Genomic DNA, 21,246 nt, shown 5'->3' on the forward strand with positions numbered 1-21,246 from the left:
ATAATTAAGCCGCTAATTTTTTTTCGTTATTAACGACAGCGATTGGTTTTCCGCTGAATTTTTCTTGTAAGAATTGGAAAACGATAAATAAAACCGGGATGATAAATAGTCCGAGAATTACTCCAGAAATCATACCGCCGGCAGCACCAATACTGATTGAATGGTTACCTTGAGCTGATGGTCCGGTGGCGCTCATCATAGGAACTAAGCCGACAACAAAAGCCAGCGACGTCATGATAATTGGTCGTAAACGTAATTTCGCCGCATCGATAGAAGCTTTTACCAAAGATTGTCCCGATTTTCGTTTTTGGACGGCAAACTCTACAATCAAAATCGCATTTTTGGCGAGCAATCCGATAAGCATCACGAGCGCAACTTGAACATAAATATTGTTTTCAATTCCAGTTAATCCGATGGCTACAAATACTCCGAAGATTCCTGTTGGGATTGATAAAATTACCGCCAAAGGCAAAATATAACTTTCATATTGTGCGGCAAGCAAGAAATAAATGAACACCAAACACAGTAGGAAAATCGTTGCTGATTGTCCTCCAGAAGCAATTTCTTCACGCGTTTGTCCCGAAAATTCATAGCTGTAACCGGCTGGCAATTGTTTTTCTGCAACTTCTTCAATTGCTTTGATGGCATCACCAGAACTAAAACCAGGTTTTGGAATCGCATTAATCGAAATTGAGTTAAACAAATTATATCTCGAAGCAGTTTCAGAACCATAAATACGTTTTAGTTTTACCAAAGTATTCATCGGAACCATTTCGCTATTTTTATTTTTTACGAAGACATTATTAATAGCCGAAGGATCTGCTCTGTCATTGACATCAGCTTGAACAACAACTCTATAATATTTCCCGAATCTGTTGAAATCAGAAGCCTGTGCGCTACCAAAATAAGCCTGCATTGTCTGTAAAATATCTTTCACTTTTACGCCTAATTGATCTGCTTTTGCATCATCAATATCCAATTGCAATTGCGGATAATCAGCCTTGAAAGAAGTAAATGCCACGGCAATTTCTGGACGTTTCATTAACTCGCCAATAAACTCTTGAGAAACACCGCTAAATTTGTCCAGTTTTCCGCCTGTTTTATCTTGCAAAACCAAATCTAAAGCTTCCACATTACTGAAACCAGGAACGGTTGGGAAACTGAATACGAAGAAACTTCCTCCGGAAATCGCACCTAATTTGCCTTGAACTTGCGCCATAATTTGGTTAATATCTTTCACTTCGCCACGTTCTTCATTTGGCTTAAGCAATACAAAAACAACGGCTGACGACGGACTTGTGGAATTGGTTAATAAATTGAAACCAGAAACTGCAGTTACATCGCGTGAAGCGTCTAATTTACTCAATAAATCTTCGGCCTGGGTCATTACTTTTTGAGTTCCGTCTAATGAAGTTCCTGAAGGTGTATTTACCGCGATGGCGATAAATCCTTGGTCTTCCGTAGGAATAAATCCGGCAGGAGTTGATCTTACCATAAGAACTGTCGCAACGGTAATCAAGGCCAAACCTCCCAAACTAACCCATTTATTTCGAATCAGAAATTTCAATCCACCAACATAACGATTGGTTAAAGCATTGAAACTATTGTTAAATCCGATGAAGAATTTTTCTTTAAAATTTGGTTTTTTGTATGGTTTTTCATCGTCGTGTGTTGCGTGATTATCCTTTAAAAATAAAGCAGCAAGGGCAGGACTTAAAGTCAAAGCGTTGATAGCCGAAATTACAATTGCAATTGCCATCGTGAAAGCAAATTGACGATAGAAAACTCCCGTGGAACCTTCCATAAAACCAACAGGCAAAAATACTGCGGCCATAACCAAAGTGATCGAAATAATCGCTCCGGTAATTTCGTGCATAGCTTCGCTGGTTGCCACTTTTGGGGACAAATGTTTGTGTTCCATTTTGGCGTGAACGGCTTCGACGACGACAATTGCATCATCGACCACAATTCCAATCGCTAGAATTAAAGCGAAAAGTGTCAACAGATTTATCGAAAATCCGAATAATTGCATGAAGAAGAACGTTCCTAAAATCGCAACCGGAACCGCAATTGCTGGAATTAATGTTGATCTAAAGTCCTGAAGGAAAAGAAATACAACGATAAATACCAAGATAAATGCTTCCAATAAAGTGTGTTCCACTTGCTCGATAGATTGGTCTAACGAAACTTTTGTGCTGTAAAAAATATTGTGTTTTATTTCCTTTGGAAAATCTTTTGAAGCTTTGACCATCAATTCGTTAATCGCAACTTGGATGTCATTTGAATTTGAACCAGCCAACTGAATGATACCAATTACGATTCCTTTTTTGCCATTCAAACGAGTCAAACTGTTATAAGAATACGAACCAAGTTCCACTCGGGCCACGTCTTTTACACGAAGAATCGAACCATCTGAATTGGAACGAATTGCAATATTTTGATAATCTTCTGGTTTGGTCAGCTTCCCTTTGTATTTGATAACATATTCGAAAACTTCGTCACTTCTTTCTCCGAATTTACCTGGAGCCGCTTCCAAACTTTTGTCTTGAATCGCAGCCATAACTTCGTTTGGAGTTACATTATACGTCGCCATTTGCGTTGGATTTAACCAAACACGCATCGAATAATCTTTTGTTCCTCCAAAAATAGCAGCCGAACCAACTCCAGGAATACGCTTGATTTCTGGAATAATATTGATTTGGGCATAATTTGCTACGAAAGTTGGATCATATTTGGCCTCATCTTCCGTAAACATCCCGATGGCCATGATGAAACTGTTCTGCTGTTTTGCAGTCGTAACTCCTTGTTGCACAACTTCTGAAGGTAATTGACTTGTAGCTTGGGCAACTCTGTTTTGCACATTTACTGCGGCTTGATCGGCGTCAGTTCCTAATTTGAAGAAAACTGTGATGGCTAAAGTACCGTCGTTACTGGCAGTTGAGCTCATATACGTCATATTTTCAACACCATTTATAGATTCTTCTAAAGATGGCGCCACCGAACGTAAAACCGTTTCAGCATTCGCTCCGGGATAAACTGCAGTCACCAAAACCGATGGTGGCGCAATGTCAGGAAACTGTTGTAAAGGCAACTTTGTAAGTCCGAGTACACCTAAAATCACCAATAAAATGGAGATTACGGTTGCGAGTACCGGTCTTTGTATGAATATTTTGAACATTTTCGTAAAAATTATTTTTTAGTAATTACTTGGGCAATTTTAGCTGCTTTTTCAGGCTGAATTGCTTGACCTTCTTGAAGTTTGTCGATACCGCTTAAAACGATCTGATCGCCAGATTTCACACCGTCTTTGATCAGATAATTGCTACCGCTTTTTCCGATGATTGTGATTGGCATTTTGGCCACTTTATTTTCTTTGTTTACAGTAAAGACGAATACTTTGTCTTGCATTTCGATAGTTGCAGATTGCGGTACTAAAATCGCATCGGCGTGTTGAATTCCCAAACGGATTCTGCCTGTATTTCCTGAACGTAAAATTCCGTTAGCATTTGGGAAAGTCGCGCGAAGTGTGATTGCTCCTGTGTTTTTGTCAAACTGGCCATCAACCATATCTATTTTTCCTGTTTGCGTGTAAGCGTTATTATCCGCTAAAATCAAGGTAACTGGAGGCAAAGTTTTGATTTTGTCATTAATTGTGTTTCCAGAATATTGCGCTTTAAAATTGATAAAATCTGTTTCTCCTAGAGAAAAATAAGCGTAAACTTCGTGCACATCAGAAAGTTTTGTCAATGGCTCAATGTCAGCGGACGAAACCAAACTTCCTTGTTTTTTTGGAAGCCTTCCGATGTAACCGCTTACTGGCGCTGTGATTGTGGTGTATCCTAAATTAATTTTGGCAGAACCAACTACAGCTTTTGCTTGGTCTAAATTTGCCGAAGCAATTCTGTGGGAAGCTTTTGCAGTTTTCAATTGATAGTCAGAAACTACTTTGTTTTGAACCAAAGGCGTTAATTTATCGACTTCTAATTGGGCGTTAATCAAAGCCGCTTCAGCTCCGTGGAGATTTGCCAAGGCATTGTTTAATTGCTCACGGAAAGGCTGTTCGTTGATTTTAAAAAGAGGCTGACCTTTAGTTACATAAGCGCCTTCATCGACAAAAACTTTGTCTAAATTACCGCTTACTTGCGGACGAATTTCCACGTCAACAGTTCCTTGAATAGAAGCTGGATAATCGGTATCAGTGGTTGCGCTTGCATTTTGAATGTCAAAAACAGGAAGAGTAGGCGTGGCGGCAACTGGAGCTTCTGTTTTTTCCGAACACGCGATTAATGTCCAAGCGAAAAGGGTTGTTGTTAAAATTGCATTTTTCATCAGAGTATTGATTTTGAATTTGTTTAAAAATTTGATCTACTAAAAACTGTGGGTTGGGGATTGGTACTGCTAAAATCTCAAGTTCATATTTATTGGTATTAAATTATCTAACGATGTTAAGTAAGTTTGTGAAAAAATTTATAAAAAAATGTGTCCAAAATATCTCCTAATAAATTGCAATTAAATCATCTAACAGTGTTAAGTTGGTTTTCAAAAAAAAAGATTTGCATCTTTTTACTTCTATAAATTATCTAACAGTGTTAAGTGAATTAGGAAATTTTTTTATTTGATGGTTTGGATAATTCCACCAATCGCGTCTTTTAAAATTTGTTTATTAATATTTTCTAAAGCTTGATTCTGATTGACAATGTTAATCGAAATCAAACCGTGGATTATTGAAAAGAACAAGAAATATTTTTGCTTAATAACTTCTTCTGTTGGCTTGGCATTTTTCATTATTTCGGAAATTACTCCAGTAAATAATTTATATGGAGAATCAGAAGCTTCACATTGGCTGGCGCAACAGTTCATTTGAACGCCAAACATTACTTGGTACATTTCTGTATCAGTGAAGGCAAATTCCCAATAAGCCATCCACATTGCTTCCAATTGCTCTTCCGGATTTTCTGATTTGGTTTTAGCTTTTTCTAATTCTTTTGACAACATATTGAAACCTCTTCCTGTTAATTCAGAAAGAATTGCCTCTTTATTAGAAAAATATTCATAAATAATTGGCGCGGTATATTCAATTCGATCTGCAATTTTTCGCATACTCAAACCTTGCCAGCCTTCTTGTTTAGCAATAGAATAGGCAGCGTCCAGAATGTTTTTTCTGGTTTCTTCTTTTTGACGTAAAATTCGATCTTTGCTTGCCATTTTCTGTAGTATTAAATTGTTTAACACCGTTAGGCAAATTTACAGCTTTTTTACAATACCAAACAAATCAACTATAAAATTTATTTATACTGGTATAAATTACCATATCAAATTGCCGTAAAAAACAATCGCAGGAAACAAATGTTCCCTGCGAATGCCTACTAACTCAAACCTTATAACAAAATTTAGTTCGAATAAACTCGAACATAGTCGATGATAAATTCTTGCGGAAAAATTTTGTCATCCACTTCTGGACCACCAAAATTTCCCCCGATTGCCACATTTAAGATGAAATAAAACGGCTGATCGAATGGCCAAACGTCTTGGTTTTTATCCTTTGGATTAAAAGTGTAAACCAAATTGTCGTCTACATAAAAATCCATTTTTTCTTTGGTCCAATCCACGCCAAAAGTGTGAAATCCTTCTTCTATATTTTCAATTTTTTTCTTGCTTGAACTTGCGTGATCTCCGTGGTTTGCTTGCGTGTGAAGCGTTGTGTAAACCATTTGCGGTTCTTTTCCAACGTATTCTAAGATGTCAATTTCACCAGCTTTTGGCCAACCGATTTCTTTTATATTGGAACCCAACATCCAGAACGCAGGCCAAATTCCTTGACCAACCGGAAGTTTTGCACGAGTTTCCATATAACCATATTTGAACTCTTTTTTTCCAGCCGTCGTGATTCTTGTGGAAGTGTATTTATCGCCGTCTTTTTTAGCGGTAATCACTAATTTTCCGTTCACGAATTTGTGGTTTTCCTTCGTATAAACTTGGCGTTCGTTATTTCCCCATCCGCAGATATTTGGGCAACCGTCGCCTAATTCATAGTTCCAAACTTTTTCGTTTAGGCTTTTTCCGTTGAAATTTTCTTCCCAAATCAGTTTTCCTTTTTTGGCTTGGCCGAAAGAAAAACTTCCGGTCAAAAGAAATAATAGTGCTATTTTCTTCATATAATATTAGTTTGAAAAATTAAACGAAGCTTCCATTTTTGTCATTGAATCTCCTCCAATAAAAACTTTAAAATCTCCAGATTCTGCTTCCCATATTTTTTTAGCCGAATAAAATTCGATTGTTTTTTCGTCAATTTCAAAGGAAACGGTTTTGGTTTCTCCCGCTTTAATTTCAGTCAATTCAAAATCTTTCAGCTCACGAACCGGACGTGTTACGCTGGCAACCAAATCTCTGATGTACAATTGAACGACTTCTTTTCCGTCAACTTTGCTATTGTTTTTTACATTCACCGAAACTGTAATTTTTCCGCCTTTGGCAAAAGAATTCTTGTCTAATTTCAAATTCGAATATTCAAATTTTGAGTAACTCAAACCAAATCCGAAAGGGTAGAGTGGCGTATTTTCAACATCGGTGTAATGCGACCAAAAAACGCTTTCAGGATTGTCTGTTGAAGGTCTTCCTGTGTTTTTGTAATTATAATAAATTGGCAATTGCCCCACATTTCTTGGAAAAGTCATTGGCAGTTTTCCACTCGGATTGTAATCTCCGTATAAAACTTGCGCGATGGCGTGACCGCTTTGTGTTCCCAAATGCCAAGCTTCAACAATGGCAGGAATATTTTTTGCAGCCCAAGGAATTGTCAACGGACGACCATTTTGCAATACCAAAACGATGTTTTTATTTGCTTTGAAAACGGTTTCCAATAATTCTTGTTGCACGCCTGGAAGTCCGATTTCTGAACGGCTTCTTCCTTCGCCAGATTGCAAACCATGTTCGCCTAAAACCATAATCACGACATCGGCATTTTTTGCAACAGCAACTGCTTTGTCGAAACCACTTTTATCGGTCATATTAATTTTAGTCTCTTCGATGAATTTTGGATTTCCTAAAGCCACGTCAGCACCTTTTTCATAAGTAACCGAATTTCCTTTGTAAGCGTTCATTCCTTCTAAGAAAGAAACGGCTGTGTTGTCATCGGCACCAATTCTCCAGCTTCCAAGTGGGCTTGTTTTGTCGTTTGCCAAAGCTCCGATTACAGCGATTTTCTGACCTGATTTTTTTAGCGGTAGCAAATTATTTTCGTTCTTTAAAAGTACGATTGATTTTTTTGCCATATCTAAAACTCCGTCTTGAAATTCTTGTTTTCCGGTGGTTTCTTTTTCACGAGTTTCGTCGCAAAATTTATACGGATTTTCGAATAATCCTAATAGGAATTTTACTCTCAAAATTCTTCTGACAGAATCATCAATTTTATCTTCAGAAACTCTTCCTTCTTTGACCAAATTGACCAAATGGTTCAAATATCCATAGGATTCCATGTCCATATCAGAACCCGCGTTCGCTGCAAACATCGATGCTTCCTTTAGATCTTTTGCGTATCCGTGAGGAATCATTTCGGCCAAAGAACCCCAATCAGAAACCACAAATCCGTTAAAATTCCATTCGCCTTTTAGCAGATCTCTTTGTAAATATTTATTTCCCGTTGCCGGAATTCCTTCCAATTCATTGAACGAATTCATGAACGTCAAAACGCCCGCATCAACCGTCGCCTTGAAAGGAGGAAGGATGATGTTGTGCAACGTATTGTCGCTCACATCAACCGTGTTGTAATCGCGACCCGATTCTGCAAAACCATAAGCGGCGAAATGTTTTGTACAAGCCGCAGTGTGAAAAGCGTCGAATTTATCGCCTTGAAAACCGCGAACTCTGGCGATTGCGATTTGGCTTCCTAAGTATGGATCCTCGCCGGCGCCTTCCATAACGCGTCCCCAACGTGCGTCTCGGGTAATGTCAACCATTGGCGCAAACGTCCAGTTTAAACCAGCGACTGCAGCTTCAGCGGCGGCAATTTCGGCAGATTTTTCCATTGCTTTTAAATCCCAAGAAGCGGCTTCCGCCAAAGGAATTGGACTTACCGTTTTATATCCGTGAACGACGTCAAAGCCAAAAATCATTGGAATCTTTAAGCGAGTTTGTTCCACGGCGATTTTTTGCATTGCCTTTACCTCTTTCACACCACGAATATTTAGCATTGAACCAACTAAACCTTTCTTGATGTTTTCGTATTTTTTTGAAGCCTCGCCTTCCGATGGAGCAGGGCCGGTAACGTCATAAAATCCGTTGTATTGATTCATCTGTCCGACTTTTTCTTCCAAAGTCATTAGTTTCAAAACAGAATCTACTTTTTCAGTAATTGGATCTTTTTCACGCTCAGAAAATTTGGCTTTTGGAGTGCCACAACTTATGGCAAAAGCCAACGAAACTGTGAACAATCCATATTTTATTGTGTTGTTTTTCATTATATTGATTTGAAATTAAATAAATAAGAAGGCTGTGGTAAAGCCTTCTTATCTATTAAACTTGGGGAAATTATTGGTAAACTCTTACGTAATCGACTTCCATAGAAGATTGTGAGAAACCTGGAGCGATTGCGCCTCCAAAAGTACCGCCCATCGCCACGTTCATAATTAAGAAGAAATCTAAGTTGAACGGTGTTCCTGCATTATTTGCCACGGTTTGGAAAGCCGGTTGGTCATCAATTGAAAATTTGATTGAATTTGGACTCCAAACTACTCTGTAAACGTGAAATTCACTTCCAACGTTTGATGCAGTTGTTGTTGCCGTTGGTCCGTTTCCTCCAGAATTTCCTGGGAAATGAAGCGTTGAATGAATTGTATTCTGCTGATTTCCTTTGTGTTCCATCACATCAATTTCTCCGCAAGCTGGCCACGGATTTGCTACGTAATTTTGACCGAGCATCCAAAGTGCAGGCCAAGTTCCGCCGCCGGTTGGCAATTTTGCTCTCCATTCTACTTTTCCGTAGGTAAATTCAAATTTATTTTCTGAAACTAAACGTGCAGAAGTATAGTTTGAACCCATATAGTTTTCCGCTTTAGCGATAATTTTCAAGAATCCGCCTTGAACGATCACGTTTTCTGGTCTGCTTGTGTAATATTGAGATTCAGAATTTCCCCAGCCGTTATCGCCAGTTCCAATGTTGTAACCCCAATTTGCTGTGTTTGGCGCACCGTCCACATCAAATTCATCAGCGAAAACTAAATTCGTATAATCTGGTTCAGGTTCTCCACCGCCACCTTGAACAGGAGGTTGTGAACTGTAGATAAAATACCACGCTAAACCAGGATCGTTTCCGGGAACGGCTCTGATAACCATTTGATTAGCAGTGATTGATAAAATATCATAAGTTGTTGCATTGATATAATATCCCATAAAACCTCCGTCAGTAAATGACATTTCAGTTCCTGTTTTAAATTCATCAGAAACAAGGGAAGAAGATGGCCCAAGTGTTACGATTTTTTCTGCACCTGTATCATAATTTAAGCAGAAATCAGTTCCGGGAGTTCCACCAAATTGGCCTGTATAAGCACCATTAAAGAATGTTTTTCCGAAATTATTCAAAGAATATTTTAAGATTTCGCCGTCCTTTGTAAATGTAAGCTCATTATCATAAAGACAGTTGCTGTCTGGCGAAGCTTCTTTTTCAAAAGGAGCGGCCGCATAATAACCAGGAACGTGGTTTGCCTGAAGATCGCCATTGTTTGGACCGACGCCCAAATGTCCTGGAACTGCAGCAGCCCAATACCATGTTTTTGTTGCTCCATTTGTAAGTAATTCGATCGTTTCTGGATCAGAGAAGTTACTCAAAACGCCTTCTACTGTGAATGATGCACTACTTGCAACGCCACCTTTTCCTAAAGCTACAACGGTAACTTGATAAGAATTCACGCCGTTTTTTGTGAAACGTTTTGTGTATTGCCCACCAGAAACGGTCACATTTGATAAATCTTCGAAGATGTATTTAAAGCTAATTGCATTGTCTGCGCTCGCTTTTAAAACCACATTTCCAGATCCATCACCATTTGGATTTTCGGCATCAACACCCACAATTTCATAGTTAAATTGAATGTTTGTTGGACCGCTTAAGCTTCCGAATGACTTGTCGTCATTTTGACAGGCTGTTACCAATACTAAAAGCATCAGTAAAATTCCTAAATTATTTAAAATCTTTTTCATAGCTGTTAATTTGAAAGTTTAACATCATCAAAATAGTAAGTAGCTCCCGTTCCATTTGTTCCGAAATCGAAGAAAAGCACCACGTTTTGATAATTGTTATTGTTGTTTATTCCTGTGAAATCATAAGTCAGTTCTTGCCAAGCGTTTGCGACAGTTGTTGTTACAGAAAGCTCTGTGTTAATTCCTGTGTTTCCACTATTTTCAAGTTTTAATAAAACCGGAATTCCGGCAGCGGGAGACCAAACTTTAATTTTGATCTTGTGATACGTTGAGAAATCAATTGGTTCTGTCAATGTGATTGCTGATCCGGCCCAAACTTCTGAACCAGCAGTTTTTACAACTTGAGCAACAAAACCGCTGGTGTTGATTCCGTTTGATTGTGGATTTGCAACTCTTGAAGCAAAAGCATTTCCAAAATCTCCAAAACCATAATTTAAGGTAGTTGATTCAAATGTCAATGGCAATATTTTTGGAGCGCTTCCGTCGGTTTGGCGAATGTCATCAAAATAGTAAGTATCGCCTGAACCATTTGTTCCAAAGTTGAAAAACAAAATTACTTTTGAATATGAATTTGCAGTATTTACAGTTCCGAAATCATACGTTAGATATTCCCAAGCATTTGCAACTGTAGTTACCTGATCAACTTCGTGATTGATATCTGCGTTCGTCAAATTTTCAATTTTCAATTTTACGGTTACACCTGCAGCAGGAGACCAAACTTTAATTCTAAATTTTGTCAAAGTAGAAAAATCAATTGGACTGTCTAAAACCATTGTTGTTCCGGCCCAAACTTCTGCACCAGCAGTTTTGATCGATTTCCCAACTTTTGCGCTTAAATTGATTCCAGAAACATCTGGATTTGCAACCATACTTGTAGCAGCGTTTCCAAAATCTGAGAATTGGTAATTTAAGGATGCATTTTCAAAAGTAATTGGCAACGTTACAGGATTGCTGATTGTTACCGTTTCAATAACTTCTGTCGTAGCAACACCTCCGCTGTAAGCGACAACTCTAACCTGGTACGTTCCGATTGCGGTATAAGTGTGTGGAATAATGTCTCCTTGCATAAATTGCACTGGATTTGCGTTAACATCATCTCCAAACCAAACTTCAAAAAAAGTTTCGTAATCTGCTGAAGCCGAAACATTTATTGAAAACGAATCACCAGTAACTGGGTCAATTGTAACTGCCACATTTTCTGGGGCTACAAAAGCAACAGTCAACGGAATTAGTTTTTCTGTGGTTTTACCGTTAATTCCGGTTGCAATAATTTTTACATCATATTGACCTTCAGCATACGTGTGCGTTGTGTTTTGACCCACACCAACTGCTGCCGGTTCTGCCGTTGCATCGCCAAAATATACTTGGTAACTAACAACGCCTTCTGCATGAGGAGCAATTGTCACTAAACCCGAGTTGTTTTGGGCAATTGTAAATAAAGCCGATAAATTTGCCGGAGCATCAGCATTATCAAAAAAGCTTGTATCTGAGTCATCTTGCGAGCAGGCCAGCAATAATGACACAAAGAAAATGCTTGCTATTAATTTAATATTTTTCATAACTATATATTTTTAGTATCCAGGATTTTGTTGCCAATTGCCATTTGAAAATTGAATTTCTTCGATTGGAAGCGGGAATACCTCGTTTTTATTTGAAGTAAATCCGGTGATTTCGATAGGAGCTCTTCCGGTTCTAACTAAGTCAAAGAAACGGTGACCTTCGCCCACAAGTTCAATTCTTCTTTCTTGCCAAATAAATGTTGTCAAAGTTGAACCCGTAGCATTTATATCGTGGTTATTGTTTCCAAAAGCTCTTCTTCTCACTTGGTTTAAATAACCCAAAGCTCTTGTATCACTGATTCCGCCTCTGTTTAAAGCTTCCGCAGCCATCAATAAAACATCAGCATAACGAATTGATCTGTAGTTATTTGGATTTGTTAAGTTCAAATCTCCTTGTGATTCAGTCGATCTAGTTCTTGGAATGTATTTTCTGTTGAAATAACCAGTATGTTGATAACCTTCGCCATAAGTTGCGCCAGTTTGTGTTGCCCAAGCGGCAATATCTAAAATTGCAACATTTTTTCTTAAATCGTCATTTTCAAAAGCGTCGAAAGCTTCTTGCGTTGGAACATTAAAGCTATATCCAGAAGAAAATAAAGGACCAGAATAATTTCTAACACCGCTGAAACCTACGGCTACATTTCCTTCAGAACATTGCAAACAATCAAATCCAGCACCTTCAACATCAGTATATTGTACTTCAAAGATTGATTCTGGACCGTTTTCACCAGCGTGTTCAAAAATGGTGTTGTAATCTGCAACTAAAGTGTAACCGCCATTGTTTATCAAGTTTTCTAATACTTCAGCAGACTCAGTAAATTTATCTTGAAATAAATAAGCTTTTCCAAGTAAAGCTTGCGCTGCGCCTTTTGTAACTCTGCCTTGTTGTGCTGGAGTTGGACTTAAATTGTCAATTGCAAAAAGTAAATCTGCCTCGATTGAAGCATAAACTTCTTCTTTTGAAGAACGCGGGATTGTTACCTCGTCGCCTAATTTAAAACGCGCATCGCCTTTCATCGGGATTCCACCAAACCATTTTACCAATTCGAAATGGTAATAAGCTCTTAAAAAACGAGCTTGTGCGATAACTTGTTCTTTTCCTTCAAAATCAGTTTTGTCTTTGAATTCTAAGATGTAGTTTGCTCTGTTAACTCCTGCAAACATCCAATCCCACACGTTTTTCACATTTGGATTTACCGGCGTGTGAATCATATCGTCAACTTGGTGAAAACCTGGCGTGTCATTTGCACTTTCTCCACCGGCAAGTGTATTGTCTGAAGCGATTTCTCCAAGCATCACATTGACATAAGTAGATTGCAAAATGTCATAAGCGGCAACTAATGCCAAATCGTATTCTTCTTTTGAATTGAAATAATTTTCAGAATCAATAGAATAAGCTGGTTTTCTTGCGACAAAATCATCGCTACAAGAAACCGTTAGAGAGGCTATTAGTCCAAAAGCAACAATAGCTTTGAATATATTATTTTTCATTTTCATAGAATTAAAAATTAATGTTTGCACCTAATAAGAAAGTTCTTGGTATTGGATAAAATCCGTAATCAACACCGCCACCAATTGGAGCTCCAGAAGAAGCACCTGGATCATAACCCATGTATTTTGTGAAAGTGTAAAGATTATTTACACCCACATAAATCCTTGCTTTTGAAATTCCAGAATTTCCAAATAAATCTGGCGCCATATTATAACCAATCTGCACGTTTTGAATTCTTACATAAGATGCATCTTCTACATAATAACTTGAAAAAACTTTGTTTGAAGTTGCTCCAATTGTTGCTCTTGGTACAGAATTACTGGTTCCTTCGCCAGTCCATCTGTCAAGAACATAGTTCAATTTATTACCATATTGAACGTCTCTTTCATAATTTCTTACCATATCATTTCCAATAGAAGCGAAAGTGTAAGCAGAGAAGTCAAAGTTTTTATATTTTAAAGTAAGGTTGAAACCCATTGTTGCTGCAGGAATCGGATCTCCGATGTTTGTTCTGTCGTTTGCATTAATTATTCCATCGCCATTTACGTCAACAAAACGTAAATCACCTGGTTTTGCTTCTGCGCCAAGCGCCAATTGTGATGGATGCGCGTCCACTTCAGCTTGGTTTTGAAAAATTCCGTCTGTTTGATATCCATAAAAGTAGCCCAGTGGCATTCCCACTTCCATTCTCGAAGTTCTTGTGCTGAGTCCAAAGTTTCCGCCTTCAACAAAACCAGTTCCATTTTCAACCCTTGTAACTTTATTTTTGATGAATGTTACATTATAATTGATGTCGAAGCTAAAATTTTCGGAAACATTGTCTTTATAACCAATTGCAAATTCATACCCGTAGTTTTTTACGTCACCAGCATTTAAAGTTGGAGCTTTTGCACCAGGAGCACCAATTCCGATAATTGTGGAAACAGGAATCTCTTTAATTAGTAAGTCGGCTCTTGTGTCAACAAAATAATCGGCTACGATAGAAACTTTGTCTTTAAATAAATTTAAATCAACACCCACGTCAAATTTCTTAGATTCTTCCCATTTAACGAAAGGATTTTGACTTGCGCCTGCAGCAGTTCCTGCCGTTAAATTTCCGTCGAAAACATAAGTAGCTTCGCCGTTTAATATTCCAAGGTATTGATTTGGGTCAATTTGATCATTTCCTAAAGTACCATAACTTGCTCTAATTTTGAAGAAGTTTACAAGAGAAGATTCTCCATAAAATCCTTCGTCAGAAACAACCCAACCAGCAGTGAATGATGGAAAATAAGCAACAGAATATTCAGGCCCAAATTTTGTAGATGAGTCACGTCTTAAAATTGCTGACAAAAGATATTTTCCTTTGAAATCATATTGAAGTCTTCCAAAGTAAGAAAGTCTTCTTTCGTCATAATTGTAAGAAGAGTTTTGTTTTGCATTTAAAGTTCCGGTTGTTAGCGAAATATCTGCAAATTCCCAAGAATTATTTGGTACATCATAACCAGTTGCTCCAAGACCATTTCCCCATTCTTTGAAAATTGTTGTACCAACTGTTAAAGCAAAATTGTGAGATTCTGCAATCGACTTTTTGTAATCTAAAAATAAGTCAAACGAGTAATTGTTATCATTAACCGTGTTTTGAGTTACACTGCTTCTTGGAACATTGTAGATTTTTCCGCCATAATCAATTTGTTTTGCAAATGATTTTCCTTCAGAATTTGAAGTATTGAAACCCATTCTACTGTTCAATTTCAAACCATTTACAATTTCGTATTCTAAACCAAATGTTCCGTTTAACTTTTTATAATTATAAGAATTATAAGTGTTTTCGATTTGAGCCAAAGGATTGATAATCTCAGAACCATAAACCGCTTCATTTGGAACCAATGTTAAAGCGCCATTTGTATCATACGGATTCAAAGTAGGAGCGATGTTCAAAGCATTGAACAATACAGAGCCTAAAACGTTTTCATTCAAAGTTTTTCTATCAAAAAAGGTATAAATTGCATTTGCATTTACTTTTAATTTATCAGTAATGTCTGCGTTAATGCTCATTCTAGCCGTATTTCTTAAGAAACCAGATTTATTACCGCCAACAAGACCTTCTTGATCAAGATGCGATCCACTGATGGAGTAAGAAATTTTTTCTGAACCACCAGAAATATTGATATCGTGATTGACAATTGGCACTGATTTTCCAAAAACTTGATCTTGCCAATCAGTTCCTTTTCCTAAACCTGTTGCGTTTGGAAACGGAAGCGCATTTCCATTGTTTGCATAAGCTTCGTTAATATAGGAAGCAAATTCTGTAGCATTTAATGTTGGAAGTTTTCTTGAAGTTTCTTGAAATCCGCTGTAAACATTATAGCTAACAGTAGCTTTTGAATTACGTTTTCCTTTTTTAGTTGTAATTAAAATAACACCATTTGCACCAATCGTACCATAAATTGCAGCTTGTGCATCTTTTAATACCGTAATAGTTTCAATATCGTTTGGATTTAATAAACTTAAATCACCAACATATCCATCGATAATTGCAGTTGGGGCATTATTTCCATTTGTAGCAATACCTCTAATTCTAATATCCAATGCTCCACCCGGCGCTCCGGATTGAGACGTTACGTTAACACCAGAAATTGTACCTTGTAAAGCTTGCTCTACTTTAATTGGTTTTAAAGTTTCAAGAGTTTGGCTTGAAATCGTACTTACAGCTCCCGTTACTTCTTTCTTCTTTTGCGAACCGTAACCAATTACAACAACCTCGTCTAACGACTGCTGATCTGATTCAAGTCGGACAGAAATTGAGCTATTTGAGTTAACAGCAACTTCTTTTGTTACAAAACCAATGTAACTGATAACCAAAGTTGATCCAGATGGAACTTTTGCCAGTGTAAAATTTCCGTCTATATCTGCGGTTGTTTGTTGCGTACCATTTTTAATGGATACATTGGCTCCAGGTAACCCTAAACCTGTTTGAGCCTCCGTTACTGTTCCACTAATATCATGATTCTGCGCGTGGCAAAATGAAGAGATTAGAATGAAAGCAATGAGGAAAATGTTTGACTTCATATAATTTGTTTTTTGTGATAGTTAAAATTAATTTAGTTGAGTGATAATTTGATAAAATCAACCACAACAAAAAATATACAATTCAAAAAAAGGTACTTTAAATTATATAATTCATAATACAAAGTCAGTGTTAACAGTATTTTAAGACAATATTAATTATTTGCTAATGCAGTCATAAAGTTTCTTAAAATCGCTGTTACAACGTTATTGTTGTGGTGTTGTATAGGTAAAATCTAATAATGTTGTGGTTCGTCAAATAGACAAGATATACTCTACAAGGCTTTCTTCATGCGCCAAATCCATTTTTTTACGCAAACGATATCGTTTTATCTCCACACTTCTTACAGAAATGTTCAATAGTGGAGCAATTTCTTTAGAAGAAAGATTTAATCGCAAATAAGCACAAAGTCGGAGATCATTGGGAGTTAATGATGAGTGGAGATTTTTAACTTTTTTCAAGAAATCTTTATCGGCATTGTTAAAAGCGTCTTTGAAAATGTTCCAAGTATCTTCTTCGCTAATATTTTTGTTGATCGTTGTAATAACCGATTTGATATTTTTATTTCCTTCTTCAGAATTTTTCTTTAAGTCGTCTTTAATCATACTTAAGAATTCATTTTTCTTAATCAAGTTCATCGTTGACGCAGCCAATTCTCTATTTTTACTTTCAAAATCTTGTTCCAATTGCTGGTTTTTGATTTTCATCAATTCTTGTTCGGTTTCTAATTCTTTGATTTCAAGCAGACGATTGTTTTCTTCAATCAGCTTTTCTTTTTGCTGATGGTAATAATTCTTGTAAGCGCGATTGATAAAATAGGCACAAATGCATAAAATGATTACGTAAATTAAAACAGCCAAATTAGTTCTGTACCAAGGTTTTAAAATCGTAAATGAATAAGAGGCCACGTTTTCAGAAAGCTCATTTCCAATTTTTCCTCGAACTTTAAAAGTATAATCGCCAGCAGGAAGATTCTTGAAATTAATAGTCGGTTTGGTGCTCCATTCGCTCCAAATATCTTGAGAACCTTCTAATAAATATTGGTATTCAGCATTGATGTATTTATTAAATTCAGGAACGGTATAAGAAAATGTGATGTTATTATCGGCAAATTTAAAATCAGAATGTCCTTTAATAGAAGCACTTCGCAAGGTTTCATTTACTTTATTGATGGAAATAGTAGACATCGAAATCTTGTATTTATTGAATTTCAATTCGTCAATATTCAAAGTGTAATAACCGTCAGTAGTTCCAATCAAATAAATGGAATTTGAAATCTGCGTAATATTTTCATAACCAAGCATTGAATTGGTCAAAGACGAAGGAATCGGGACAATATTATGCTTCAATTGCGAACTCAATTTTCCAAAAGAGAAATAATTGATGTAATTTTTGGTAAAAAACCACAACCGATTTGAATTATCAACCATCAATTTCCCTGAAGTGTAATCGTCTTTTTTGAAAACATCGCTTAAAGTTTCCTCTTTTTCAAATTGTTTTGTCTTTTTGTTCAGCTTAAAAATTCCTTCTTTATAGGAGTAATAAATATTGTCATTGAATTGTGTCAAGCTCGCATTTTTTCCCTTCGAAGGATTTTTATACGTTTGGAATTTATCAGTTTTGGTCAAATTTTTATCCAATTGAAACCTGAAAACGCCTTTATATTCATGACTTACATAAACTTCAAGCGATTTTGTAATTTCAAAATATTTAGAAGAATAATCAAATCCGGAAATTTTGTTTCTAAAGGCCCAATTGCCGTTTTTATTCTCCAAAATCGATAATCCGAAGTAATTTCCTTGCATTAATAATTCGGGATGACCCGGAACTTTTTCCAATTTCCAGGTTCCAGAATTGGCAAAAATATGCTGAGAAACGTTTCCGTTAATTACAAAAGTCCCAGAATCGTGTCCGCAGAAAAGCGTGTTGTCATTTGAAAAAAGCGTCCAAACTTGCCCTTTTGTTCCGTTGACAAACTTAAAATCTTCATTGGAATTATAGGTTTTGTAAAACAAACCTTGATTGGTTCCTACGTATAATTTTCCGTCATGCAAAATCGAAGTGTAAACCGTTCCAAGAATTCCCGTATCATCAGAAAACGTTCGAACTGGCGAATTTAAATTGATGCAGTTGATTCCGTTATCTAATCCAATCCAAAGGTTTTTATCAAAATCTTCAAAGATGGAAAGCGCAGTATTATTGCTCAAGCCCTTGTTTTGTGTGATGTGATAAATGAGTTTTCCTTCCTTTGAAATTATAAAAATTCCGTTTGAAACGCTTCCCAAAGCAAAACCGCCATCGCTCAATTGTTGACTGCTGTAAATGCTGGTGTTCGATAAATCAGCATCGGCGTCAGTGTTCCATTTGGAAATAATTCCGTTTGAAAGTTCCAAGAATCCGTTGAATTGTGTCTGGATTAAAAGCTTTCCGTTTCTTGAAAAAATGTTTACGATTTTATTTTTCATCAGCAACGCATCGCCAGAAATCAGTTTTCCAGTTCCATTTTCAATCTCAAAAAGTCCTTCACCATACGTTTGATAATAAATGCCTTCGTTTGTCTTAAAAGCTCTTGAAATAGCACTTTTTGGCTTGATAATTTTAAATTTCGACGTTTTGGTATCGAATAAAAATATTTGGTTTAACGACTGAAAAACAACCCATTGGTCAAAATCGATGATGTTCCAAATTTGTTCGTCGTCTAAAATCTTATGTTTTAGATTTTTGCTTAGCGAATAATATTTCAAAATTCCGTTGGACTGTCTTTTCCAATAGCCAAATTCCATATAACAGCCAGTATAAATGCGGTCTCCGATGGATTTTGCCGAACGAATAATCGTTTCGTTTGGCGATGGATAAAGCGTAAAATTAGCACCGTTAAACTCCAAAAGTCCTTCGTTATTGGCGAAATATATGAACTGCTGTGAATCTTGGGTAATCATCCAGTTCTGATTTCCAGCATTATACGTGTTTGACGAATATTTTAAAATAGGAGGCAACTCTTGAGAAAACCCCAAAAATGAACTTAATATAAACAGTAGAATTATTTTTTTAGACAAAACAAAAAGTGGTAATTAAGTTAATAAAGTGCTACGAATATACGATTTGAAATGAAAACTTCACAAGCTGTTTTTAAAATGTATTTTTAAGGATTCACAATTTTTGTGCTACTTTTCAGTTTATAATCCAAACCAAAAATACAAATATGAAAAAGAACCTAAATTTGATTTGCGCGTTTGCTATAGCGAGCTTATTTCTGATTTCCTGCAATAATGATGATGAAGATTTTGAAAGAAGCATTGTTGGAAGATGGAATTATAATAAAACAATTGTTATTGCCAATGGCGGAAGTCCCGTTGAAAATGTTTATGACGGACACGAAAATGGCTGTTCGAAAGACTATGTAGAATTTGTTTTGGGAGGCACTTACAGAGATGTTTTGGTCAATAAAAACCAAAATAACGTGTGTTTCGAAGAAGAAAACCTTTCTACTTGGGACAAAAATAATTCCACATTGACAATTGGGAACGAAAACTATGATATTACCATTCTCAACGGCTCGGAATTGCGATATGAAAATACTACTGACGTCAGCGGAGTTCCTGTGAAAGTCGTAAAAGTTCTTACTAAAAACTAAGAAATAAAAAAAGGCTGTCAAATTCGACAGCCTTTCTTTTTAAACTATTTCGGCACTTAATCCGGCGTCCAAAAGCCCTGTGCATTGTGGTTTCAATTCATCAAGAACTCCTGTTTTAACCGTGCATTTTCCTTTGTAATGAATAATTAAGGAACATTGTTCGGCTTGTTCAGAAGTATGGTTACAAACGCGAATCAGGGTTTCAATCACGTGGTCAAACGTATTCACATCGTCATTATAAACAATGATTTCGTTATTTAAGCCAACCTGTTCTTCAACTAAAACTTCTTCTAAAATTTGTTCTTTAGTACTCATAATAAAAACTTTACTCTAATTTACGTATTTTAAGGCAACCCAATTATTTCTTTGGTGTTTTTTAACGTAAGTCAATCCTTTTTCGGTGCACGAAGCATCAATCGCCGGAATGTCTTCTTCATAAAAACCACTTAAAAATAAAGTGCCATTTTCATTCAAACAATCCACATATTGTTGCATATCATTCAGCAAGATATTTCGGTTGATATTGGCAATAATAATGTCGTATTTTTTTCCTTCCAATAAAGAAGCGTCGCCTTCATAAAGGGAAATGTGCTTGCAATCATTACGTTCGGCATTTTCAATTGAGTTCAAATAACACCAATTGTCGATATCAATCGCATCGGTTGGTTGAGCGCCTTTCATTTCTGCTAGAATTGCTAAAATTGCTGTTCCGCAACCCATATCTAAAGTTTTCTTTCCTTCGAAATCATTCTCTAAAATGTGTTGAATCATCATGTGCGTGGTCTCGTGATGACCGGTCCCGAAAGACATTTTTGGCTCAATCACAATGTCATATTGCGCATCGGTTTTCTCGTGAAAAGGCGCGCGAACGTGGCAGATTCCGTCCACATCAATGGCTTCAAAATTCTTTTCCCATTCTTCATTCCAATTGACTTGCTCGATTTCTTCAATCGTGTAACTTACCGTAAATTCAGGGGAATTTAAGATAAAAATATCTTCCAAGACATCTTCTGTCCAAAGTGCTTTCTGGATGTAAGCGTTTACGCCATTTTCAGTTTCGATGAAGCTCTCAAATGGTTTTTCGCCCAGTTCAGCTACTAAAATTTCTGAACCCAATTCTTTTGGCTCGACTTTAAAATGATATCCCAGATAGGTAATTGCCATAACATTAATTTTTTGCAAAGGTAATATTCTCATAACATTGGCGCATCAAAATTAATATTAAGTTTGCGCAATGATAATGTAAGCGAATTTTGATTCAAATTTACGAAACTATTTTTTCCTAAATGTTTCCAAATTGTGAAGTAAACTTGCCGTATCA

The 21,246-nt window shown here is 36.7% G+C and carries 13 protein-coding genes; 1 reads left to right on the plus strand and 12 read right to left on the minus strand.

Annotated features, from left to right (window positions below; translation table 11 throughout):
* Positions 1-4: 4 nt before the first annotated feature.
* From ACFPVY_RS03595 to ACFPVY_RS03640, 10 genes are all read right to left on the minus strand, one after another.
* The gene (locus ACFPVY_RS03595; RefSeq protein WP_379790379.1) at positions 5-3,178 is read right to left on the minus strand and encodes an efflux RND transporter permease subunit; all 3,174 of its coding nucleotides are present in this window, start codon (positions 3,176-3,178) and stop codon (positions 5-7) included.
* Positions 3,179-3,189: 11 nt separating this feature from the next.
* A complete protein-coding gene (locus ACFPVY_RS03600) occupies positions 3,190-4,329 on the minus strand; it encodes an efflux RND transporter periplasmic adaptor subunit (protein ID WP_379790381.1) in 1,140 nt (379 codons plus the stop codon).
* A 282-nt stretch (positions 4,330-4,611) separates the two neighbouring features.
* A complete protein-coding gene (locus ACFPVY_RS03605; protein ID WP_379790383.1) occupies positions 4,612-5,205 on the minus strand; it encodes a TetR/AcrR family transcriptional regulator in 594 nt (197 codons plus the stop codon).
* 185 nt (positions 5,206-5,390) lie between these two features.
* A complete protein-coding gene (locus ACFPVY_RS03610) occupies positions 5,391-6,155 on the minus strand; it encodes a glycoside hydrolase family 16 protein (RefSeq protein WP_379790384.1) in 765 nt (254 codons plus the stop codon).
* Between the two features lie 6 nt (positions 6,156-6,161).
* The gene (gene bglX / locus ACFPVY_RS03615) at positions 6,162-8,456 is read right to left on the minus strand and encodes a beta-glucosidase BglX (RefSeq protein ID WP_379790385.1); all 2,295 of its coding nucleotides are present in this window, start codon (positions 8,454-8,456) and stop codon (positions 6,162-6,164) included.
* A gap of 70 nt (positions 8,457-8,526) precedes the next feature.
* Positions 8,527-10,191, minus strand: coding sequence for a glycoside hydrolase family 16 protein (locus ACFPVY_RS03620; protein WP_379790386.1), 1,665 nt, complete (start codon positions 10,189-10,191; stop codon positions 8,527-8,529).
* Between the two features lie 5 nt (positions 10,192-10,196).
* Positions 10,197-11,750 (minus strand): hypothetical protein, encoded by a 1,554-nt coding sequence (locus ACFPVY_RS03625; RefSeq protein WP_379790387.1) that lies wholly within the window; start codon positions 11,748-11,750, stop codon positions 10,197-10,199.
* 12 nt (positions 11,751-11,762) lie between these two features.
* Complete coding sequence (locus tag ACFPVY_RS03630) at positions 11,763-13,247, minus strand: RagB/SusD family nutrient uptake outer membrane protein (protein ID WP_379790388.1); 1,485 nt, start codon at positions 13,245-13,247, stop codon at positions 11,763-11,765.
* A 4-nt stretch (positions 13,248-13,251) separates the two neighbouring features.
* The gene (locus tag ACFPVY_RS03635; RefSeq protein WP_379790389.1) at positions 13,252-16,293 is read right to left on the minus strand and encodes a SusC/RagA family TonB-linked outer membrane protein; all 3,042 of its coding nucleotides are present in this window, start codon (positions 16,291-16,293) and stop codon (positions 13,252-13,254) included.
* Between the two features lie 252 nt (positions 16,294-16,545).
* Positions 16,546-19,230, minus strand: coding sequence for a helix-turn-helix and ligand-binding sensor domain-containing protein (locus ACFPVY_RS03640; protein ID WP_379790390.1), 2,685 nt, complete (start codon positions 19,228-19,230; stop codon positions 16,546-16,548).
* A gap of 263 nt (positions 19,231-19,493) precedes the next feature.
* Between ACFPVY_RS03640 and ACFPVY_RS03645 the strand changes: the two genes are divergently transcribed.
* Positions 19,494-19,925, plus strand: coding sequence for a hypothetical protein (locus tag ACFPVY_RS03645; protein ID WP_379790391.1), 432 nt, complete (start codon positions 19,494-19,496; stop codon positions 19,923-19,925).
* A 39-nt stretch (positions 19,926-19,964) separates the two neighbouring features.
* Here ACFPVY_RS03645 and ACFPVY_RS03650 read toward each other — a convergent pair whose 3' ends face one another.
* Both ACFPVY_RS03650 and prmA read right to left on the minus strand, forming a co-directional pair.
* Entirely contained in the window at positions 19,965-20,240 is a 276-nt protein-coding gene (locus tag ACFPVY_RS03650; protein ID WP_379790392.1) for an ATP-dependent Clp protease adaptor ClpS, read from the minus strand.
* A 15-nt stretch (positions 20,241-20,255) separates the two neighbouring features.
* Positions 20,256-21,089, minus strand: coding sequence for a 50S ribosomal protein L11 methyltransferase (gene prmA, locus ACFPVY_RS03655; RefSeq protein ID WP_379790393.1), 834 nt, complete (start codon positions 21,087-21,089; stop codon positions 20,256-20,258).
* Positions 21,090-21,246 lie beyond the last annotated feature (157 nt).

Origin of the sequence: Flavobacterium qiangtangense, from assembly GCF_042658345.1 — a bacterium.
Taxonomy (GTDB): Bacteria; Bacteroidota; Bacteroidia; order Flavobacteriales; family Flavobacteriaceae; genus Flavobacterium; species Flavobacterium qiangtangense.

What these genes read in the sequence shown, in the direction of transcription:
- ACFPVY_RS03595 (WP_379790379.1), bottom strand. Translation starts at nt 3,178, where the DNA reads ATGTTCAAAATATTCATACAAAGACCGGTACTCGCAACCGTAATCTCC.
- ACFPVY_RS03600 (WP_379790381.1), bottom strand. Translation starts at nt 4,329, where the DNA reads ATGAAAAATGCAATTTTAACAACAACCCTTTTCGCTTGGACATTAATC.
- ACFPVY_RS03605 (WP_379790383.1), bottom strand. Translation starts at nt 5,205, where the DNA reads ATGGCAAGCAAAGATCGAATTTTACGTCAAAAAGAAGAAACCAGAAAA.
- ACFPVY_RS03610 (WP_379790384.1), bottom strand. Translation starts at nt 6,155, where the DNA reads ATGAAGAAAATAGCACTATTATTTCTTTTGACCGGAAGTTTTTCTTTC.
- bglX (WP_379790385.1), bottom strand. Translation starts at nt 8,456, where the DNA reads ATGAAAAACAACACAATAAAATATGGATTGTTCACAGTTTCGTTGGCT.
- ACFPVY_RS03620 (WP_379790386.1), bottom strand. Translation starts at nt 10,191, where the DNA reads ATGAAAAAGATTTTAAATAATTTAGGAATTTTACTGATGCTTTTAGTA.
- ACFPVY_RS03625 (WP_379790387.1), bottom strand. Translation starts at nt 11,750, where the DNA reads ATGAAAAATATTAAATTAATAGCAAGCATTTTCTTTGTGTCATTATTG.
- ACFPVY_RS03630 (WP_379790388.1), bottom strand. Translation starts at nt 13,247, where the DNA reads ATGAAAATGAAAAATAATATATTCAAAGCTATTGTTGCTTTTGGACTA.
- ACFPVY_RS03635 (WP_379790389.1), bottom strand. Translation starts at nt 16,293, where the DNA reads ATGAAGTCAAACATTTTCCTCATTGCTTTCATTCTAATCTCTTCATTT.
- ACFPVY_RS03640 (WP_379790390.1), bottom strand. Translation starts at nt 19,230, where the DNA reads ATGATTACCCAAGATTCACAGCAGTTCATATATTTCGCCAATAACGAA.
- ACFPVY_RS03645 (WP_379790391.1), top strand. Translation starts at nt 19,494, where the DNA reads ATGAAAAAGAACCTAAATTTGATTTGCGCGTTTGCTATAGCGAGCTTA.
- ACFPVY_RS03650 (WP_379790392.1), bottom strand. Translation starts at nt 20,240, where the DNA reads ATGAGTACTAAAGAACAAATTTTAGAAGAAGTTTTAGTTGAAGAACAG.
- prmA (WP_379790393.1), bottom strand. Translation starts at nt 21,089, where the DNA reads ATGGCAATTACCTATCTGGGATATCATTTTAAAGTCGAGCCAAAAGAA.